The following is a 17,057-nucleotide window of genomic DNA, read 5'->3' as shown; positions in this document are numbered from 1 at the left end:
TTGCACTTTCATTGATAGTTGGGTCTAAGTTATCTAGAAGAATTTTTCCCTTATTTGGATAAATTTTACCAGTAATAATTTTAATCATTGTACTCTTTCCAGCGCCATTTCTACCAAGTAAACCATAAATATGTCCTGTTTCAAAGGAAGTTGTAATACTATCTAAGGCTGTAACTTTAGAATATTTTTTAGTTATATTTTCAAGTTTTAAAATCATTTATAAATCTCCATTATACTTTTAATTAAATCATCTCTATTAAGTCCAAGATTCTTGGCAATAGAAATTAGTGGTAATAAATACTCATCATTAAAAGCTTCTCGCTTTTTTTTGAGTATTTTCTCTCTTGATCCCTTTACTACAAACATTCCAATTCCTCGTTTCTTCTCAACTAGTCCTTGATCAACAAGAATGTTTACTCCCTTAAGTGTTGTTGCAGGATTAAGCTTTAATTCAACTGAGAGTTCTGTGGTAGATGGTAAAGGAGATTCTTCTGCAAAAACACCAGATAATATATCAGCTTCGATATACTCTGATAGCTGAAGAAATATTGGTCTATCGTTTGAAAACTTATAGTTCATAATCCTCCTTATTTGGTTAGTTACTCAACTAATTAACCACTATAGTAACCTACAGTTTAATTGTCAATTAAATTTAAAACTTTTTTTTAAAGTCTAAGGATAATAATTTCTTATTATGCTATCATTCACTACATGGTTATAGATAAGATTGAAAGATTAAAAGAATATGAAGCAATTCTTCCATCTTTGAAGAATTATGAGAAATATCTCTACAAAGAATGTGAAGAAATGAATGCTTTTTACTCGGATAGTAAGAGATCGACACTAATAATTGTTAAAGAGGGTAGCCTTAAAATAGCAACTACTTGGAGAGAAGTAAAACAAAGTAGAGACACAATTGGTGCTGTATTATTAAAGAAAGATGAATTTGCACTTTTTTTACCTGGTGAAAAATATCTTACAAAAGAGTGCAAAAAAGCAATAAAGTATGTGTTGGAGTAATTATGTTTAGTAAGAAAACTGCTTATATTAATAACCTAGGAATAGGTGGAGATAATCCTATTAGAATTCAAACAATGTATGACAGTCAAATTTGTGATACGGATGTAAATGAAGTAATTAGAAGAATTTCTTTATTACAAGCTATGGGTTGCGATATTATTCGTTTTAGCTATGTATCATCAAAGGATAAAGAAAACTTTACCAAAATTTGCAAGCTTTCTCCAATTCCTATTGTAGCTGATATCCATTTTGACTATAAGATGGCAATTGAAGCACTAGAATGTGGTGCTCCAAAGATTAGAATAAATCCAGGAAATATCGGACCTAAATGGAAAACTGAAGAAGTTGTAAAAGCAGCTAAGGACCACAATGCGGCAATTCGTATTGGTCTTAACAGTGGATCTTTACCAAAAAACATTAAAGGGTTAGATACTCCTTCTTTAATGTGTGAAACTGCATGTGAATATGTATCATGGTTTGAATCATGGAACTTTGAAAATACTGTAATTTCATTAAAAGCATCAGATCCAGAAGTAACTTTATCTGCAAATAGAAAGCTAGCTAAAGAACTTGATTACCCTTTGCACATAGGAGTTACTGAAGCAGGTGGTGTTGTTACATCATCAATACGTTCTACTTGGGCACTTGGAAATTTAATGAAAGAAAATATAGGTGATACAATTAGAGTATCAATTACTGGAAGTATCGAAACTGAAGTACAAGCTGCTGTAGAAATATTAAGAACTATCGGACTTAGAAAGGGAGGAATAAGAATTGTATCTTGCCCACGATGTGGTAGACACTCTTTTGATTCTCAAGGTTTCTTAAGTAAGGTTGAAAATAGATTATTAGCAATAAATAAGGATATAACAGTTGCAATAATGGGCTGCCAAGTAAACGGTCCAGGAGAAGCTAAACATGCAGATGTAGCAGTAACTGGCATTGGCAATAGCACATTCATATATAAAAATGGTGAGCTTTTAACTAAGGTCACTAATGATGATGCTGAAAAAGCCCTTTTTGATACTATTGAAGAGCTATGAACGATAAAATAATAATTAAAGGTGCTAAACAACATAATTTAAAAAATATAGATTTAGAGCTTCCTAAGAATTCTCTAATTGTAATGAGTGGTTTATCGGGTTCCGGTAAATCATCTCTTGCATTTGATACAATATTCGCTGAAGGGCAAAGAAGATATGTTGAATCACTATCAGCATATGCTAGACAGTTTTTAGGTCGCTTAGATAAACCAAATGTAGATAGTATTGAAGGCCTTAGCCCTGCAATTGCTATTGAGCAAAAATCAACCCATAAAAATCCTAGATCTATTGTAGGTACTATTACTGAAATCTACGATTACTATCGTCTTCTTTGGGCCCGATGTGGTCATGTTCACTGCCCAGTTTGTGGAAAAGAAATATCTGAAATGTCTGTCGACCAAATTATCGATATTATCTTTTCTCATCAAGAAGGTGGACGCTTAATTGTTGCTTCTCCTGTAGCTAGGGGACGAAAGGGTGAGTTTAAGAAGGTATTTGACGATGCGCTTCAAGCTGGCTACACAAGATGTATTGTTGATGGCAAGATGTTTATGCTTGATGAAGAGGTCCCAACTTTAGATAAACAATTTAAGCACTCTATTTCTGTTGTCATTGACCGTCTTATTAACAAAAAAGAAGACCGAGCAAGACTTGCTGATGCAATTGAACATGCAACTGAAATGTCCGATGGCCTTGTTGAAGTCGAATATGTAACTGAGGGTAAAAAAGAGCTGTATAGTGAGAAAAACTCTTGTCCAGATTGTGGTATTACAGTGCCTGAAATAGAACCAAGATTTTTCTCTTTTAATAATCCATATGGTGCTTGCCCAACATGTAACGGCTTAGGTCTTAAAAGTGATTTTGATATTAAAAAAATAATTCCAGACCCTGATAAAAGTTATCTTGAGGGTGGTATTGTTACTCATAATCCTAGTGCTAATTATAGTGACTCTTATATGAAGGCTCTTTCAAAAGCATATAACTTTGATCTTGCCATCCCACTAAAGGATTGGCCTCAAGATGCTAAAAAGGTATTGCTTTATGGTGGTGGTAAGTTATTAGACGTTGAATATGAAAACGGAAAAAAGACAGCAAAATACCACATGAAAGAACAGTATCCTGGAATACTAAAAGAACTTGAAAGAAGATATTTTGAAACTCAATCAATGTATATACGCTCTTGGCTAGATTCTCTTAGAGAAACTCATCTTTGTCCTGATTGCCAAGGTCAAAGATTAAGAAAAGAAGCTTTAAGTGTGTTAGTTGGTGGTAAAAACATTTGGCAGGTAACAAGTTTAAGTGTTAAGGATTCAATTAATTTCTTCCAAAGCTTAAAATTAACCGAAACAGAGAAGCAAATATCTAGAGAAATATTAAAAGAAATAAATGCTCGATTAAACTTTTTAAATAACGTAGGCCTTGGATATTTAAACTTATCAAGAGCTAGCGCAACACTCTCTGGTGGAGAAGCTCAAAGAATAAGACTTGCAACTCAAATTGGATCTGCATTAACAGGTGTATTGTATGTACTTGATGAACCATCTATTGGTCTTCATCAAAGAGATAATGATAAGTTAATCCAAACCTTAAAAAATCTAAAAGATTTAGGTAATACTGTCATTGTTGTTGAACACGATGAGGATACTATTAGAGCTGCTGATTATGTAGTTGACTTAGGACCTGGAGCAGGTGAGCATGGTGGTTATATCACAGCACAAGGAACTCCTAAAGAAATTGAGGAAAACGAAAAAAGTATTACTGGTGCATTTTTAGCTAAAAAGCTAACAATACCTGTACCTCAAAAAAGACGTAAGGGTAGTGGTAAAAAGCTTGTATTAAAAGGATGTACTTTAAATAACTTAAAAAATATAACTGCTGAGATTCCTCTTGGAGAGCTTGTAATACTCACAGGTGTTTCAGGTAGTGGTAAATCAACTTTACTTAATGAATTATTAATTCCTAGTGTTAAAGCACACCTTGATAAAAAGAAGGATAAAACAATCGAAGGATGCCAATCTTTAGATGGATGTGAAAATATCGATAAGGTAATTAACATTGATCAAAGTCCAATTGGACGAACACCTCGAAGTAACCCTGCGACTTACGTCGGGCTATATACATCTATTAGAGATTTATTTGCATCTCTTCCTGAATCGAAAGCAAGAGGCTTTAAAAGTGGAAGATTTAGTTTCAACGTTCCAGGTGGTAGATGTGAAAACTGTCAAGGTGATGGAACTATAAAAATTGAAATGCATTTTCTTCCTGATGTTTATGTACCTTGTGATGTTTGTCATGGAAAGAGATATAATAAGGAAACATTACAAGTTCAATATAAGGGTAAAAACATTTCTGATGTTCTTGATATGACAGTAAGCGAAGCTTATGAATTTTTTAATGCAATTCCTGCAATAAAAAATAAACTTGAAACGCTAATGGCTGTTGGTCTTGATTACATCCATTTAGGCCAAAGTGCTTTAACACTCTCAGGAGGAGAGGCTCAGAGAGTAAAATTAGCTTTAGAGCTTAGTAAAAGAAGTACTGGTAAGACTTTATATGTTCTTGATGAACCTACTACAGGTCTTCACTTTGCTGATGTTAAGAAGCTTATGGAAGTAATTCAATCATTAGTTGACCAAGGAAATTCAGTAATATTAATTGAGCACAATTTGGATGTAATTAAGTGTGCAGATTACATTATTGATTTAGGACCTGAAGGTGGCGATGAGGGGGGAACTATTATTGCAACAGGAACACCTGAAGAAGTTGCCAAGGTTGAAAAAAGCTATACTGGACAATTCTTAAGGAGATATCTTGCATAGAGCTGTTAATAGGATTTGGGCTGTAATACTTCTTGCAGTTATTTTTATTTCTAATATTTATTCTTCCTCACTTTCTTCCAATGCGGTTTTAAGTGCAACTCATGATGAGTTAATCCAGATGGCATTATTAAGAGACTTGGAAACTGAAGGAAAAAGTGATGATGAAATTAAAAAGTTAATATTAGATAGTGAAAACCTAGTAACAGAAGAAAATTCTAGTTCACAAAAATCTCAGGGAGAATATAGTATGAATATTCTCTCTGCAGATAAAATGACATTGCTAGAGAACAAAAATGTTTTATTAGAAGGAAATGTAAAGGTTTCATTTTCATTTAACAGTGATGATCCTGAGAAGATATTATCTGCTGATAAAATGATAGTTGATAACACAGTAAAAAGTGTTAGTGCATATAGCAATGTTAAATTTGAAGATAAAAATAGTAAAAGTGGACTATCTGATATCAGTGCAGATGTTGTTACTTACTCATACAACGATGGAGACCTAGTTGTAACAGGAGGATCAACACAAAGTGAAAGAACAAATAATGAGAAAACAAAAATAACATTTAATACCTCAGCATCCCTTTTAAACTATAGAAATACAGACTCTGGTCTCTACTTCTTAGATGGATATATTACGACTGATAAGGACAAATCCCTATCAACAATTAGTGCAAAGGAAATTGCTATTTTAGATGGTGGAGATATGTTTTTATCAAATGCATACCTGAAAATTGGTAGAGTTCCACTACTATATATACCATTTTTCTTTTATCCTGGTTCAAGATTAACAATAAATCCAGCATTTGGATTTTCTTCCTCAAGAGGACTTTTTGCGTCCACCACATTTGAAGTATTTGGAACATACCCAAACTTTGAAAATAACTCAGAAGAATCATCATTTGCATCTCTATTAAAAAGTGGAGATGATAAAGATTTAATCTCTAATGGCTTATACTATGATGTTAGTAATATTAAGCCAAGTCCAATACAAGAGTGGGCTAAAAAGAGTGGAAGCTATTTGACACTCCTGTTAGATGCATATGAAAAAAACGGATTACATGCTGGGTATGATTTACTATTAAAGAGTAATAATTTTAAATTATCATCTAAAAGTGGAATTTCCTATTCTAATAGTATTACTTTATCAGAGCCAAAGATTAGATATTATTCTAATAATCAATTAGACATTAACTTATCAAACTTAAATTTAAAAGCTAGTTTTCCATTTTATAGTGATCCATATTCCTATAGTGATTACAGTGGAAGACTTACAAGCTTTTCAATTGATAGCTTCTTGGGTGGAGAACAAAAATTCCCTTCAGGGTCATCTAATGTAACATCGTATGAAGCATATTTAGATTCATCTCTATCAATGCCGAAGAAATATTTACCATCGTTTATTGATAGTGCAAGAATTTCCTCCTTATCCTTAAAAGCAAAATATGCGTATTCATCCTATGAAAAAACATATTTAATAGAAGATGTTTACCTTCCAAAGCTAAATGCAAATATCTCAGGAACTATTTTTTCATATAAAAGTGATAATAAAAAAAACGAGGATAGTGAAAAAAAGGAGATAGCATTTTCTGATTATTTTATTCTTACAGACCCTTTACTTTCTCCAATGTATGAGGAAAAAAGTAAGAGTAGTGGAAATAGCAAAGTAAGCTCTATTTCATTAAAGTACTCAATTAATGAAGAATTAAATAATAGCTATGATAGTGATAAAAATAATAAGAAACTTACAAATGAAGTATTACAAAATAAATTAAATGGAAAAATTACTTTTCAAGGAAATTTATCTGATTACTTTAGTTTAACAGAGGTTATTTCACCTGAATATTCATATTCCTTCAAGGAAGAAGCAAAAAATGAAAAGAAGGATAATTTTACACTTCGTAGTGATACAACAGTTAATATTACAAAGCTTGGATTAAGCTACAATATTAATTCATATCTTTATAGGTTAGAAAATACAATTACTGATACCACAAGTAATAAGAAAGAAACTATCTATTCCTTTGATAAGGAGAATGTAAAGTCCCACTCACTCTCATTTTCAAAATCTTATGATATCATAGGTGGAACACTTTCTCCTTCACTAAAGTATACTCTACCACCACTAACACAATCTATTACAGCTGGATTATCATATAAGGTAAGTCAATTAACATTTTCATTATCTTGGAATTTTAAAGAAGAAAATAACGTATTCAAGAGTGATGATATTAAGTTTTCTTTTGGTGCTTTATATAAGTATTTTACATCTTCGCTCAGTTTAACTTACAAGAGTGCAAACTATGATCCAAATGATTTCTTAAAACCTCTATCACTTAATTCCTCAATATCATTAAGAAGTGAAGATAAAAAATATTCATTAACTGAGTATCTGAAGTACACATATGAAACAAATAAATTTGACGAATTAACAGCTACATTTGTATCCCCATACTTAAAGCTAACTCATACAGGTTCAATGACAAATGGATTATTTAAGAATGAAAGTTTTGATATCCAAACAGAGATAAATTCAAATACTATGTATGCATACTACAATAGAATTTTGACTAAAGTTAATTTAAATAGCAAATTTCACTATGCATTTGATAACATCTATGCTACAAACCTTTCTATTTCATTAAACTTTAACTTTAAGATTCAAGAATTTTTAGCTATTAATTTTTCAATAGTTACAAGAAATAACTCTTTCTATAAGTACTATGATAATGATAAGCTTGATTTTTCTTTATTATATAAAGATTTATTAAATTCATTTGATTTTTTGTCAAATGGAAGATACAATACAGGCTTTAATATGGATAGCCTAAGTATTGAGCTAATTCACTATATGTCAGATTGGGATCTTTATTGTAAATATTCAGCATCTATTGTATCATCTTCGGTCGGATATGAATGGGTTCCAACTGTATCTATCTTTTTGAAATGGAAGACAATACCTGATTTGAAGGTAGATGAGAACTATAAGAAAACAAGTGGCAATGAGTGGACACAAGCCACAACAGTATATGGTAAAAAATAATGAGAAGTGTATATTTTGATGATAGTAAAACAATGTCATGGGTTCTTGGGATAAATGATAGAAATACTCAATATTTAGAGATATTGCTATCAAATGAAATATATGTAAAAGGAAACTGTATTTCAGCCGATGGTCCTGATTATTTTGAAGAATTTATTTCTAAATTAATTAAAACTGCAAAAGAGCGTAAGGAAGAACTATCTGAAAGCGAGATATTCATGGAATACCAGCTCTTTAATAGTGAGTTCGAAGTAAATAAACCTTTTTCTAAAAAGGAATGTTCAATAATTGTAAATAACAAAAGTGTTTATCCTAAAAGCTCTAAACAGGCAGAGTTTATCGATGCATTAAATACAAATCAAATTAACTTTGCTGTTGGACCAGCAGGTACTGGAAAGACATTTTTAGCTATTGCCCATGCACTTAGCCAATTATTGAGTGGTAAGAAACAGAAGTTAGTACTTACTCGTCCTGTTGTTGAAGCAGGTGAGTCACTAGGCTTTTTACCAGGTGATTTATCTCAAAAGCTTAATCCATATCTAAAGCCTCTATATGATTCAATGGAGTATTTATTAACTCCTAGTCAAATAAAGAAACTAGAGGAAAATGGTGCAATAGAAATTTCTCCACTTGCATACATGAGAGGAAGAAGTATTAATAAAGCAGTAATAATTTTAGATGAAGCTCAAAACACTACTAAAAGCCAAATGAAAATGTTTTTAACTCGTTTAGGTGAAAGTAGCCAAGCAATTATTACAGGAGATATAACTCAAATTGATTTACCTAAAAATACTGCTAGTGGTCTTGTTCATGCACTATCAATATTAAACGATATTGAAGGGTTAAAAATAACAGAGTTTTCTAAAAACGATATTATTAGAAGTAGAATTGTTAAAGAAATAATATCCTGTTATGATAGAGAAGGTAAGTGAGATTAATATGGATAATGATGGAAGTAGAGAAAAATATTCTAAAATAAGCTCTAAAACAAAGGTAACCTTTGTTATCCTTTTAATTGCACTTATAATTTCTGGAATTAGTCTTCCATTTCTTGTTTCAACTGAATCATTAAACAAGATTACTACTACAAAACAATATGTTGCGGGTGAGTTATCAGATGAAGATGTAATAGCTCCATTTTCGCTGACCTTTATTGATGAAGTTGCTACTCAAGAAGCTAAAATTGCTGCAAGAAAAGATGTACTTCCAATTTTTACATACTCATTAAGTAAAACAAGTTTAGTTGAAAATAGATGCTTAAACTTAATTGAAGCGATAAAAGCTGGGAGTGCTGAGACATATGATTTCTTAATTAAAGAAGGAATTAGTGATTTTTCTTTATATAACCAATATGATGCTCTATCAACAAAGGAAAAGAACCAATCACTAATTTTGCTAAAGGATTGTGTTCAATATTTGATGAATATTGGTATTTATCGCTACTATGATATTTCTGAAATATCAAATGAAGGATATTTACAAATAAGAAGTATTAACCCATCTAATTCTGATTATGAATTAAAGAGCCAAGTGAAAAGTACTTCATCTATTATTACTGAAAAGAACTTATATGAACAATTTTTAATATGGCTTCAAACATACTCAATTTCATTTTCACCTGAAATGCTTCGTTTTATTTTTAATGGAGTTAAAGATACAGTTGAAAATAATATTGTATATGACTCACTTGCTACAGCTAGAATGCGTGATGAAGCTGCTGAAAATGTTGAAACAATTACTCATCAAATCACAGAAGGTGAGTACATCATTCGTAAAGATACAATTGTAACAGATCAAGCATTAAGAACAATTGATCGTATTAATTCAAGTAATCTTTCTGTTAATTGGGTTAAGATTTTAGGACAAATTATATTTTTTATTGTAGTAACAATTGCAGCGATATATTATTTCTTCTATTCGATTAATAGATCTTATAGAATTGTTCAAATTATTATGATTTTCATAATAGGATTGCTATTAAGTATTATTGGTACATATTTTATTTATCGTTTCTTTAGTACCCAATATGCAACACAGGCAATTCCATTCTTATTCATACCGCTATTACTTACTCATATTACAAATAAAAAAAGATATGGATTTACAGCTGGAATGCTCTTTATTTGTTATCTAACATTCTTACCAGATACAGATATGATTAGATTCTTCTACATGATATTTGTTCTTGAGATTTCACTTTTATTTGTAAGATTTGGGGTAACTAGACTTGATATGATTTATCAAGCATTTTACAGTGCTGTAGCAGCAATGTTTGTAACAGTAGTTTTTCATTTTATATCTAATACATCATACGCTTATTTATTTAATGAAATACTGGTTATTATTATGAATGTTTGTATTAGCTACATGGTGCTTTCAATTGTACTTCCTCTACTTGAGCACTTTTTAAATATTCCAACAGTATTTAGATTACATGAACTATGTCTTGCTGATACTCCTGTTTTATCAAGATTAAGAAGCCAAGCAGTTGGTACATATAACCACGTTAACAACGTTTCTGATATGGCTTATCATGCCGCAAAAGAAATTGGTGTTAACAGTGAACTTGCAAGAGTAGGTGGTCTTTACCACGATATTGGTAAAGGTGATCACCCAGAGTACTTCGTTGAAAACCAAAAAGACAAGAATGTTCATGATGATATGAAGGTAACTCTCTCAGCAGCTGTTATTAAATCACATGTAAAAAGTGGAGTTGAAAAAGGTAAGGAGATGGGACTTCCTCAGGAAGTTATTGATATTATCGATCAACACCATGGTAATGATGTTATTTCCTACTTCTATAACCTTGCCTTAAAGGAAGCTGAGAATTCTGCTGTCCCATATACTGTTAATGAGGAAGATTTCAGATACAACTCAGATATTCCTCAAACACCAGAGGCTGCAATTGTAATGCTTGCTGACTGCTTCGAAGCTGCATCTAGAACAATCAAAAAGCCAACAACACAGCGCTATGAAAAGTTAGCTACCAGTATCATTAATTCAAAGATTAACGCTGGACAGCTTAATGATAGCCATCTAACTCTTACAGACTTAGAGAAGATTAAAAAAGTATTTGTTCACGATGCATTTGGTCGTGACCACCAGAGAATTGAATACAATAAGGATGATAATAAATAATGTTTGAACTTTACTACGAAGATGAAGAATTTAAAAAAGATGCTCCAGAGGATGTTGTTACTTCCATTTTAAACTTTGGCGAAAAAGAATTAAATATGAATGGAAGTTTTTCAATTTCATTTGTAGATAGTATTGCAATTCAGGCTTTAAATCGTGATTATAGAGCAAAAGATGAAGTTACAGATATCTTAACATTTAGCCAAGATGATGGAGAGGAATTTCCTAGCTTTTCAGATGAAAAAGAGTATGGTGATGTTTTTATTAATTTAGATCGCATGAAAGAAAATGCCCAAGAGTTTTCTGCATCTGAAAGAGAGGAACTTTTAAGACTTTGTCTTCATGGACTTTTACATTTAACAGGCCATGATCATCAAACTAATGATTTTAGTAAAGAAGAAATGCTTATTTTGCAAGAAGAGATGCTAAATAAATATTTAAACAAATAAAATTAGAAGCTATAATAAAGTAAATCAATTGACGAGCGTTTATTTAATCGGTATATTATTATCGATTGAACAAAATAGCTCATAAGGAGAAATATTTCATGAAAGTTGGTATTAATGGATTTGGTAGAATCGGTCGTTTCGTATTCCGCGCAGCAATGAGCAGACCAGATGTAGAGATCGTTGGCATCAATGACCTTTGCCCAGTTGACTACCTCGCATACATGCTCAAGTATGATACAATGCATGGCCAGTTCGAAGGTACAATCGAAGCTGATGTTGAGAACTCAAAGCTCATCGTAAACGGTAAGTCAATCCGTGTTACAGCATGCAAAGATCCTAACGAACTCGCTTGGGACCAGGTCGGTGCTGAATATGTTGTTGAATCAACAGGTTTATTCCTCACAAAGGAAAAAGCTCAGGCACACATCAATGCTGGTGCTAAATATGTTGTTATGTCAGCTCCTTCAAAGGATGACACACCAATGTTTGTTTGCGGTGTAAACGAAGACACATATGTTAAGGGCACACAGTTTGTATCTAACGCTTCATGTACAACTAACTGTCTCGCTCCTATCGCAAAAGTTCTTAACGATAAGTTCGGTATCGTAGATGGTCTCATGACAACTGTACACTCAACAACAGCTACACAGAAGACTGTTGATGGTCCATCAATGAAGGACTGGAGAGGTGGTAGAGCAGCTGCTGGTAACATTATCCCATCTTCAACAGGTGCAGCTAAAGCAGTTGGTAAGGTTATCCCATCACTCAACGGTAAGCTCACAGGTATGTCAATGAGAGTTCCTACTCTTGATGTTTCTGTTGTTGACCTCACAGTTAACCTTGCTAAGCCAGCTAAGTATGCAGAAATCTGTGCTGCAATGAAGGAAGCAAGTGAAGGCGAACTCAAGGGTATCCTCGGTTACACAGAAGATGCAGTTGTATCTTCAGACTTCCTCGGTGACACAAGAACATCTATCTTCGATGCTAAAGCAGGTATCGCTCTCACAGATACTTTCGTTAAGCTAGTTTCTTGGTACGACAACGAGATTGGTTACTCAAATAAGGTTCTCGACCTCATTGCTCACATGAAGAAGGTCAACGGTTAATTAAACCTTTGATCTCTCCCGGCTACTAGGCCGAGCGTTATCATGGCCTGCAAACGCAGGCCATACTTTTTATAAAAGGATTAATATTATGGTACTTAACACAATTAAAGAAGCTGATTTAAAAGGCAAAAGAGTAGTTATTCGTGTTGACTTTAACGTTCCTGTAAAGGAAGGTGTAGTAAAAGATGCTACAAGAATTAAGGCAGCACTCCCAACAATCAAATACATCCTCGATGAAGGTGCATCAGTTGTTGTAATGTCACACTTTGGTAGACCAAAAGGACAGAAGAATCCTGATTTCTCAATGGCTCCAATCGCAAAAGAGTTTGAAGCACTTCTTGGTCGCCCAGTTAAGCTTGCTAGCGATGTAATTGGTCCAGAAGTAGAAGCTGAAGTTAAAGCTTTAAAGCCAGGTGAAGTCCTCTTACTTGAAAACGTAAGATTCTATAAAGAAGAGGAAGCTAACGATCCTGAATTTGCAAAGACTCTTGCATCTTATGGCGATATTTACTGTAACGATGCATTTGGTACAGCTCACAGAGCACACGCTTCAACAGAAGGTGTTGCACACTACCTCCCAAGCTATGCTGGCTTCTTAATTGAAAAAGAAGTTAAGTTCATGGCTCCTCTTCTTGAGAACCCAGAAAAGCCATTTGTTGCTGTAATTGGTGGTTCAAAGGTTTCAAGTAAGATTACAGTTCTTGAGTCACTTGTTAAGACATGTGATACTATCGTAATTGGTGGTGGTATGGCTTACACATTCTTAAGTGTACTCGGTAAAGAAATTGGTAAATCTCTCTTTGAAGCTGATTACATTGAAACAGCTAAAGCATTCCTTGCTAAAGCAGCAGAGAAGGGTGTAAAGGTTATTTTACCTGTTGACCATGTTTGTGCTGCAGAATTCAGCGAAACAGCTACTCCTGTAGCAGTTGATGATGTTAATATCCCAAGTGATTTAATGGGAATGGATATCGGTCCTAAGACAGTTGCATTAATCGTTGAAGAGATTAAGAAGGCTAAGAGTGTAGTATGGAACGGTCCAATGGGTGTTTTTGAATTTGAAGCATTCAGCAAGGGTACTGGCGAAGTAGCTAAAGCACTCGCAGAAAGCGATGCAACTAGCGTAGTAGGTGGTGGTGACTCTGTAGCAGCTATCAATAAGTTTGGTCTTGCAGATAAGATTAGCCACGTTTCAACTGGTGGTGGTGCTTCTCTTGAATTCCTCGAGGGTAAGACTCTTCCTGGTATTAAGGCTTTGGAGAAATAAGATGAGAAAACCATATATTGCTGGAAACTGGAAGATGAACATGACACCTTCCGCAGGTAAAGCTTTTGCTCTTGAATTAAGAGCAGCAGCAGAGAAAGCTGGTGCAGATGTAAAAATGATGGTAGCTCCACCATTTGTTACAATTCCTGCAGTTGTAGAAGCTTTAAAAGGCAGTAACATTATTGTTGCTTCTCAGAATATGGCTGACCATACTTCTGGTGCTTACACAGGTGAAGTTGCTCCAGCTATGCTCAAGGATCTTGGTGTTAACACTGTTATTCTTGGTCACAGTGAAAGAAGAAGCTATTACGGTGAAACAGACAGTTTTATTAATGGTAAAGTATTACTTGCTATTAAAGAGGGTATGGATGTAGTTCTCTGTGTTGGTGAAACACTTGCTGAAAGAGAAGGTGGAAAACTTGAAGAAGTTCTTTCAACCCAGCTCTCTGGTGGTCTTAAAGATGTTAAGCCTGAAGAAATGAGCCACATCACAATTGCATACGAACCAGTATGGGCAATTGGTACAGGAAAGACTGCTACACCTGAGGATGCAGACGCTGCTCACCAGTTTATCAGAAGTTTTGTTGAAAAAATGTATGATTCTGCTATTGCAGAAAATCTAATTATACAGTATGGTGGTTCTGTTAATGCTTCTAATGTAAAGGCATTAATGGCTAAGGAAAATATCGATGGAGCTTTAGTTGGTGGTGCATCACTCTCTGTTGAGAAGTTCCTTCCTATCATCACATTCAATAAGTAAACTCTGGAGTGAAAATATGGGTGTTTTAGGTATTATTTTACTGGTATTGTTCGTACTTGTCGCATTAGCTCTTATCTTCCTGATTGCTATTCAGGATGAATCATCCGGTCTAAGCGGTGTATTTGGTGGTTCTTCTGATTCAACATTTGGAAGTGGTTCTTCGAAGTTTATCAACAAAGTCACGACCATTCTTGCAGTAGCTTTCATGGTTTTAGCACTTCTTGTTGCTTTCGTTGCAAAGAGCAGTAACAGTAGCTCTTCTATTCTTGATGCAGCAGCAAGTTCTAACAGCACATGGTATCAAGATACTGCAGCCCAGAACTGATTATTAAATAATCATTAAAGCCGACCCAAGGCTATCTTGAGGTCGGTTTTTTAGCTTTATATAATTACTCATTGATGGAGGTTATTATGCAAGCATGTATTGTCATTGGTGGTAAAACAAAGGATGATAAAGCTCTTTTAGAGGTTGCTAAGGCTTTAAGTAAGGGACTAGAAAGCCAAGGTCACAGCGTTGAAATTTATAATGCTTATACTGATAGTGATAAAAAATTAACTTTTTTTGACTACGTAATTATTGGTAGCAGTGCAACTACAACTTTTGGAGGAAAAATTCCTGAAGTTATTGCTTCATATTTAAAGCGCTGTGGACAAATATCTGGAAAACGCTGCTTTGCATTTGTAACTAAGGGTGGAATTCGAAGTCAAAAGACACTTTCAACTTTAATGAAGGTAATGGAAGAAGAAGGTATGTATTTAAAATATTCTGAAGTATTTAAGAATTCTCAGAGTGCATATGCCTTAGGAAAAAGACTTAATATAGAAAGGAATTTCTAATGAAAAAAATTATTACACTTATTTTACTAGTTGCTATTTCAACAACATTATTTGCTGCATCACTCTCATCTTCTCCTGCAGCAACAGTTAACTTGATCAGAAACACAAGAATTACTGTTGAAGATTTAAATAAGAAAATTGCAGAACTTGGTGCAACTCAAGACCAAGCATTAGATGTATTAAATATCATGATTAATGATGAAGTATTCTTACAGGGTGCAGAACGTGATGGTATCACAGTTAATGATAGCCAGAAGAATGCTTTATACTCACAGATGAAAACACAAATTGAGCAATCTAATGGTGTTAGCTTAACTCAGGAAGAATTTGATAATTTAGCAATTGAACAATATGGTTCAATTGAAGCTTATAAAGAGTACCTTGCTCAGAACTACATCGTACAGGCTTATCTTACTAAAGTTAAGGGTGATGAATTAAACAGCAAGAACTATAATCCTACAGAAACAGAAATCAATACTTACTATAGAAGAAATAGAACAAGCTTCACTCAAGCTGAAAATGTTTATTTTGCACACGTATATATTGCAAAAACTGGTGATAGCACAAAAGATAATGCTAACAAAAATCTATTAACTGATGTAGCTGGCCAAATTAAGAGTGGTAAGATGACATTTGAAGCTGCTGTAGCTAAATATACTGAAGATAAAGATAGTATTGCTACAGGTGGTGTTATGGGCTATTTAACAAGTGATAATGCTACAGTAAGAGCAGGGTGGGGTGATGACTTCGTTGACGAAGCTCTTTCACTTGAAATTGGTGTTCCTACATTCTTAGAAAGTAATACTGGTTATCACATTGTAAAGGTAATTAGCCACAATGATGCTAAGATGCTCACTCTTGATGATAGAATCGATCCTTCACAGAACTATACTGTAAGAGATTATATCACTGAAGGTCTTGCATACCAAAACTACCAAGTTGCAATGGCAGAAGCACTTAATGACATGATTGCTTCTTTAAGAAGTGAAGCTAATATTAGAATTCTTTATAAATAAGAAATATGAAAAAAGAAAATAAATTCGAAGACAGACATGAAGCTAGAGAGCTCGCAGTAGAGACTCTCTATGCTCTTGATTTTAATGATCAAATTACATCTTATCCTGATTTAACTAACCTACCAGGAAAAAATGATGAGGAGATGAAAGAACTTCCTGAAGATGTTCTTTTCTATGCTAGATACCTTATTTCTGGTGTTTTATCACACCTTACAGAGATTGATGAAATTATTAGTAAATACTCAATTAATCGTCCTCTTGATAAGATTAACTATGTTGATAGAAATATCTTAAGAATAAGTGTATTTGCTCTTTTATATGAAAAAGATTTACATCCTTCTATCGTTATCAATGAAGCTGTTAAGCTTTCTCAGGAAATGAGTACTGATGTAACTTACAAGTTTATCAACGGTATGCTTGATAATATCAGCAAGAAGGAGATAAACAGATGATTCAGCTTAAGAGACCTCATGAAATTGAAGGTATTAAAAGAAGTGGTAAAATTCTTGCTGAATGTTTGCTTAAGCTTGAAGATATTATTAAAGAAGGTGTTTCAACATGG

Annotated in this window: 16 protein-coding genes; 14 read left to right on the top strand and 2 right to left on the bottom strand. The window is 33.5% G+C overall.

The window, feature by feature from the left end; genetic code table 11:
- Positions 1 to 217 (bottom strand): ATP-binding cassette domain-containing protein (locus tag SOY52_RS05675; protein ID WP_320848001.1); only part of this gene is annotated, 217 nt, incomplete at its 3' end.
- Positions 214 to 579: a GntR family transcriptional regulator gene (locus SOY52_RS05670; RefSeq protein ID WP_320848000.1), complete on the bottom strand. Its 366-nt coding sequence runs from the start codon at positions 577 to 579 to the stop codon at positions 214 to 216. The genes SOY52_RS05675 and SOY52_RS05670, both read right to left, overlap by 4 nt.
- A gap of 132 nt (positions 580 to 711) precedes the next feature.
- Here SOY52_RS05670 and SOY52_RS05665 point away from each other — a divergent pair, with 132 nt between their 5' ends.
- From SOY52_RS05665 to nusB, 14 genes are all read left to right on the top strand, one after another.
- A complete protein-coding gene (locus SOY52_RS05665; protein ID WP_320847999.1) occupies positions 712 to 1,020 on the top strand; it encodes a hypothetical protein in 309 nt (102 codons plus the stop codon).
- Between the two features lie 2 nt (positions 1,021 to 1,022).
- Positions 1,023 to 2,063 (top strand): flavodoxin-dependent (E)-4-hydroxy-3-methylbut-2-enyl-diphosphate synthase, encoded by a 1,041-nt coding sequence (gene ispG / locus SOY52_RS05660; RefSeq protein WP_320847998.1) that lies wholly within the window; start codon positions 1,023 to 1,025, stop codon positions 2,061 to 2,063.
- On the top strand, positions 2,060 to 4,882 hold the full coding sequence (gene uvrA, locus SOY52_RS05655) for an excinuclease ABC subunit UvrA (RefSeq protein WP_320847997.1): 2,823 nt from the start codon (positions 2,060 to 2,062) through the stop codon (positions 4,880 to 4,882). Before ispG ends, uvrA begins: the two co-directional genes overlap by 4 nt.
- A complete protein-coding gene (locus SOY52_RS05650; RefSeq protein WP_320847996.1) occupies positions 4,875 to 7,925 on the top strand; it encodes a hypothetical protein in 3,051 nt (1,016 codons plus the stop codon). Before uvrA ends, SOY52_RS05650 begins: the two co-directional genes overlap by 8 nt.
- Positions 7,925 to 8,857, top strand: coding sequence for a PhoH family protein (locus SOY52_RS05645; protein ID WP_320847995.1), 933 nt, complete (start codon positions 7,925 to 7,927; stop codon positions 8,855 to 8,857). Before SOY52_RS05650 ends, SOY52_RS05645 begins: the two co-directional genes overlap by 1 nt.
- Entirely contained in the window at positions 8,838 to 11,063 is a 2,226-nt protein-coding gene (locus SOY52_RS05640; protein ID WP_320847994.1) for an HDIG domain-containing metalloprotein, read from the top strand. The genes SOY52_RS05645 and SOY52_RS05640 overlap by 20 nt, the downstream gene beginning before the upstream one ends.
- Complete coding sequence (ybeY, locus tag SOY52_RS05635) at positions 11,063 to 11,509, top strand: rRNA maturation RNase YbeY (RefSeq protein WP_320847993.1); 447 nt, start codon at positions 11,063 to 11,065, stop codon at positions 11,507 to 11,509. The genes SOY52_RS05640 and ybeY overlap by 1 nt, the downstream gene beginning before the upstream one ends.
- 98 nt (positions 11,510 to 11,607) lie before the next feature.
- A complete protein-coding gene (gene gap, locus SOY52_RS05630; protein ID WP_320847992.1) occupies positions 11,608 to 12,615 on the top strand; it encodes a type I glyceraldehyde-3-phosphate dehydrogenase in 1,008 nt (335 codons plus the stop codon).
- 88 nt (positions 12,616 to 12,703) lie between these two features.
- Positions 12,704 to 13,882, top strand: coding sequence for a phosphoglycerate kinase (locus SOY52_RS05625; protein WP_320847991.1), 1,179 nt, complete (start codon positions 12,704 to 12,706; stop codon positions 13,880 to 13,882).
- A gap of 1 nt (position 13,883) precedes the next feature.
- Positions 13,884 to 14,642 (top strand): triose-phosphate isomerase, encoded by a 759-nt coding sequence (tpiA, locus tag SOY52_RS05620; RefSeq protein ID WP_320847990.1) that lies wholly within the window; start codon positions 13,884 to 13,886, stop codon positions 14,640 to 14,642.
- A 46-nt stretch (positions 14,643 to 14,688) separates the two neighbouring features.
- Complete coding sequence (secG, locus tag SOY52_RS05615; RefSeq protein WP_414429590.1) at positions 14,689 to 14,967, top strand: preprotein translocase subunit SecG; 279 nt, start codon at positions 14,689 to 14,691, stop codon at positions 14,965 to 14,967.
- A gap of 86 nt (positions 14,968 to 15,053) precedes the next feature.
- Complete coding sequence (locus SOY52_RS05610; protein WP_320847989.1) at positions 15,054 to 15,479, top strand: hypothetical protein; 426 nt, start codon at positions 15,054 to 15,056, stop codon at positions 15,477 to 15,479.
- Positions 15,479 to 16,495, top strand: coding sequence for a peptidylprolyl isomerase (locus tag SOY52_RS05605; protein WP_320847988.1), 1,017 nt, complete (start codon positions 15,479 to 15,481; stop codon positions 16,493 to 16,495). The genes SOY52_RS05610 and SOY52_RS05605 overlap by 1 nt, the downstream gene beginning before the upstream one ends.
- 5 nt (positions 16,496 to 16,500) lie before the next feature.
- Complete coding sequence (gene nusB / locus SOY52_RS05600; RefSeq protein WP_320847987.1) at positions 16,501 to 16,947, top strand: transcription antitermination factor NusB; 447 nt, start codon at positions 16,501 to 16,503, stop codon at positions 16,945 to 16,947.
- Positions 16,948 to 17,057 lie beyond the last annotated feature (110 nt).

It is taken from the genome of Bullifex sp., assembly GCF_034103065.1.
Taxonomy (GTDB): Bacteria; Spirochaetota; Spirochaetia; order Sphaerochaetales; family Sphaerochaetaceae; genus Bullifex.
This window is presented reverse-complemented; position numbering and strand designations above follow the sequence as displayed.

Bases quoted from the DNA above. Each gene is read 5' to 3' on its own strand.
- uvrA (WP_320847997.1), top strand. From the start codon at position 2,060: ATGAACGATAAAATAATAATTAAAGGTGCTAAACAACATAATTTAAAA.
- SOY52_RS05625 (WP_320847991.1), top strand. From the start codon at position 12,704: ATGGTACTTAACACAATTAAAGAAGCTGATTTAAAAGGCAAAAGAGTA.
- SOY52_RS05610 (WP_320847989.1), top strand. From the start codon at position 15,054: ATGCAAGCATGTATTGTCATTGGTGGTAAAACAAAGGATGATAAAGCT.
- ybeY (WP_320847993.1), top strand. From the start codon at position 11,063: ATGTTTGAACTTTACTACGAAGATGAAGAATTTAAAAAAGATGCTCCA.
- gap (WP_320847992.1), top strand. From the start codon at position 11,608: ATGAAAGTTGGTATTAATGGATTTGGTAGAATCGGTCGTTTCGTATTC.
- ispG (WP_320847998.1), top strand. From the start codon at position 1,023: ATGTTTAGTAAGAAAACTGCTTATATTAATAACCTAGGAATAGGTGGA.
- tpiA (WP_320847990.1), top strand. From the start codon at position 13,884: ATGAGAAAACCATATATTGCTGGAAACTGGAAGATGAACATGACACCT.
- SOY52_RS05640 (WP_320847994.1), top strand. From the start codon at position 8,838: ATGATAGAGAAGGTAAGTGAGATTAATATGGATAATGATGGAAGTAGA.
- SOY52_RS05605 (WP_320847988.1), top strand. From the start codon at position 15,479: ATGAAAAAAATTATTACACTTATTTTACTAGTTGCTATTTCAACAACA.
- SOY52_RS05645 (WP_320847995.1), top strand. From the start codon at position 7,925: ATGAGAAGTGTATATTTTGATGATAGTAAAACAATGTCATGGGTTCTT.
- SOY52_RS05665 (WP_320847999.1), top strand. From the start codon at position 712: ATGGTTATAGATAAGATTGAAAGATTAAAAGAATATGAAGCAATTCTT.
- nusB (WP_320847987.1), top strand. From the start codon at position 16,501: ATGAAAAAAGAAAATAAATTCGAAGACAGACATGAAGCTAGAGAGCTC.
- SOY52_RS05670 (WP_320848000.1), bottom strand. From the start codon at position 579: ATGAACTATAAGTTTTCAAACGATAGACCAATATTTCTTCAGCTATCA.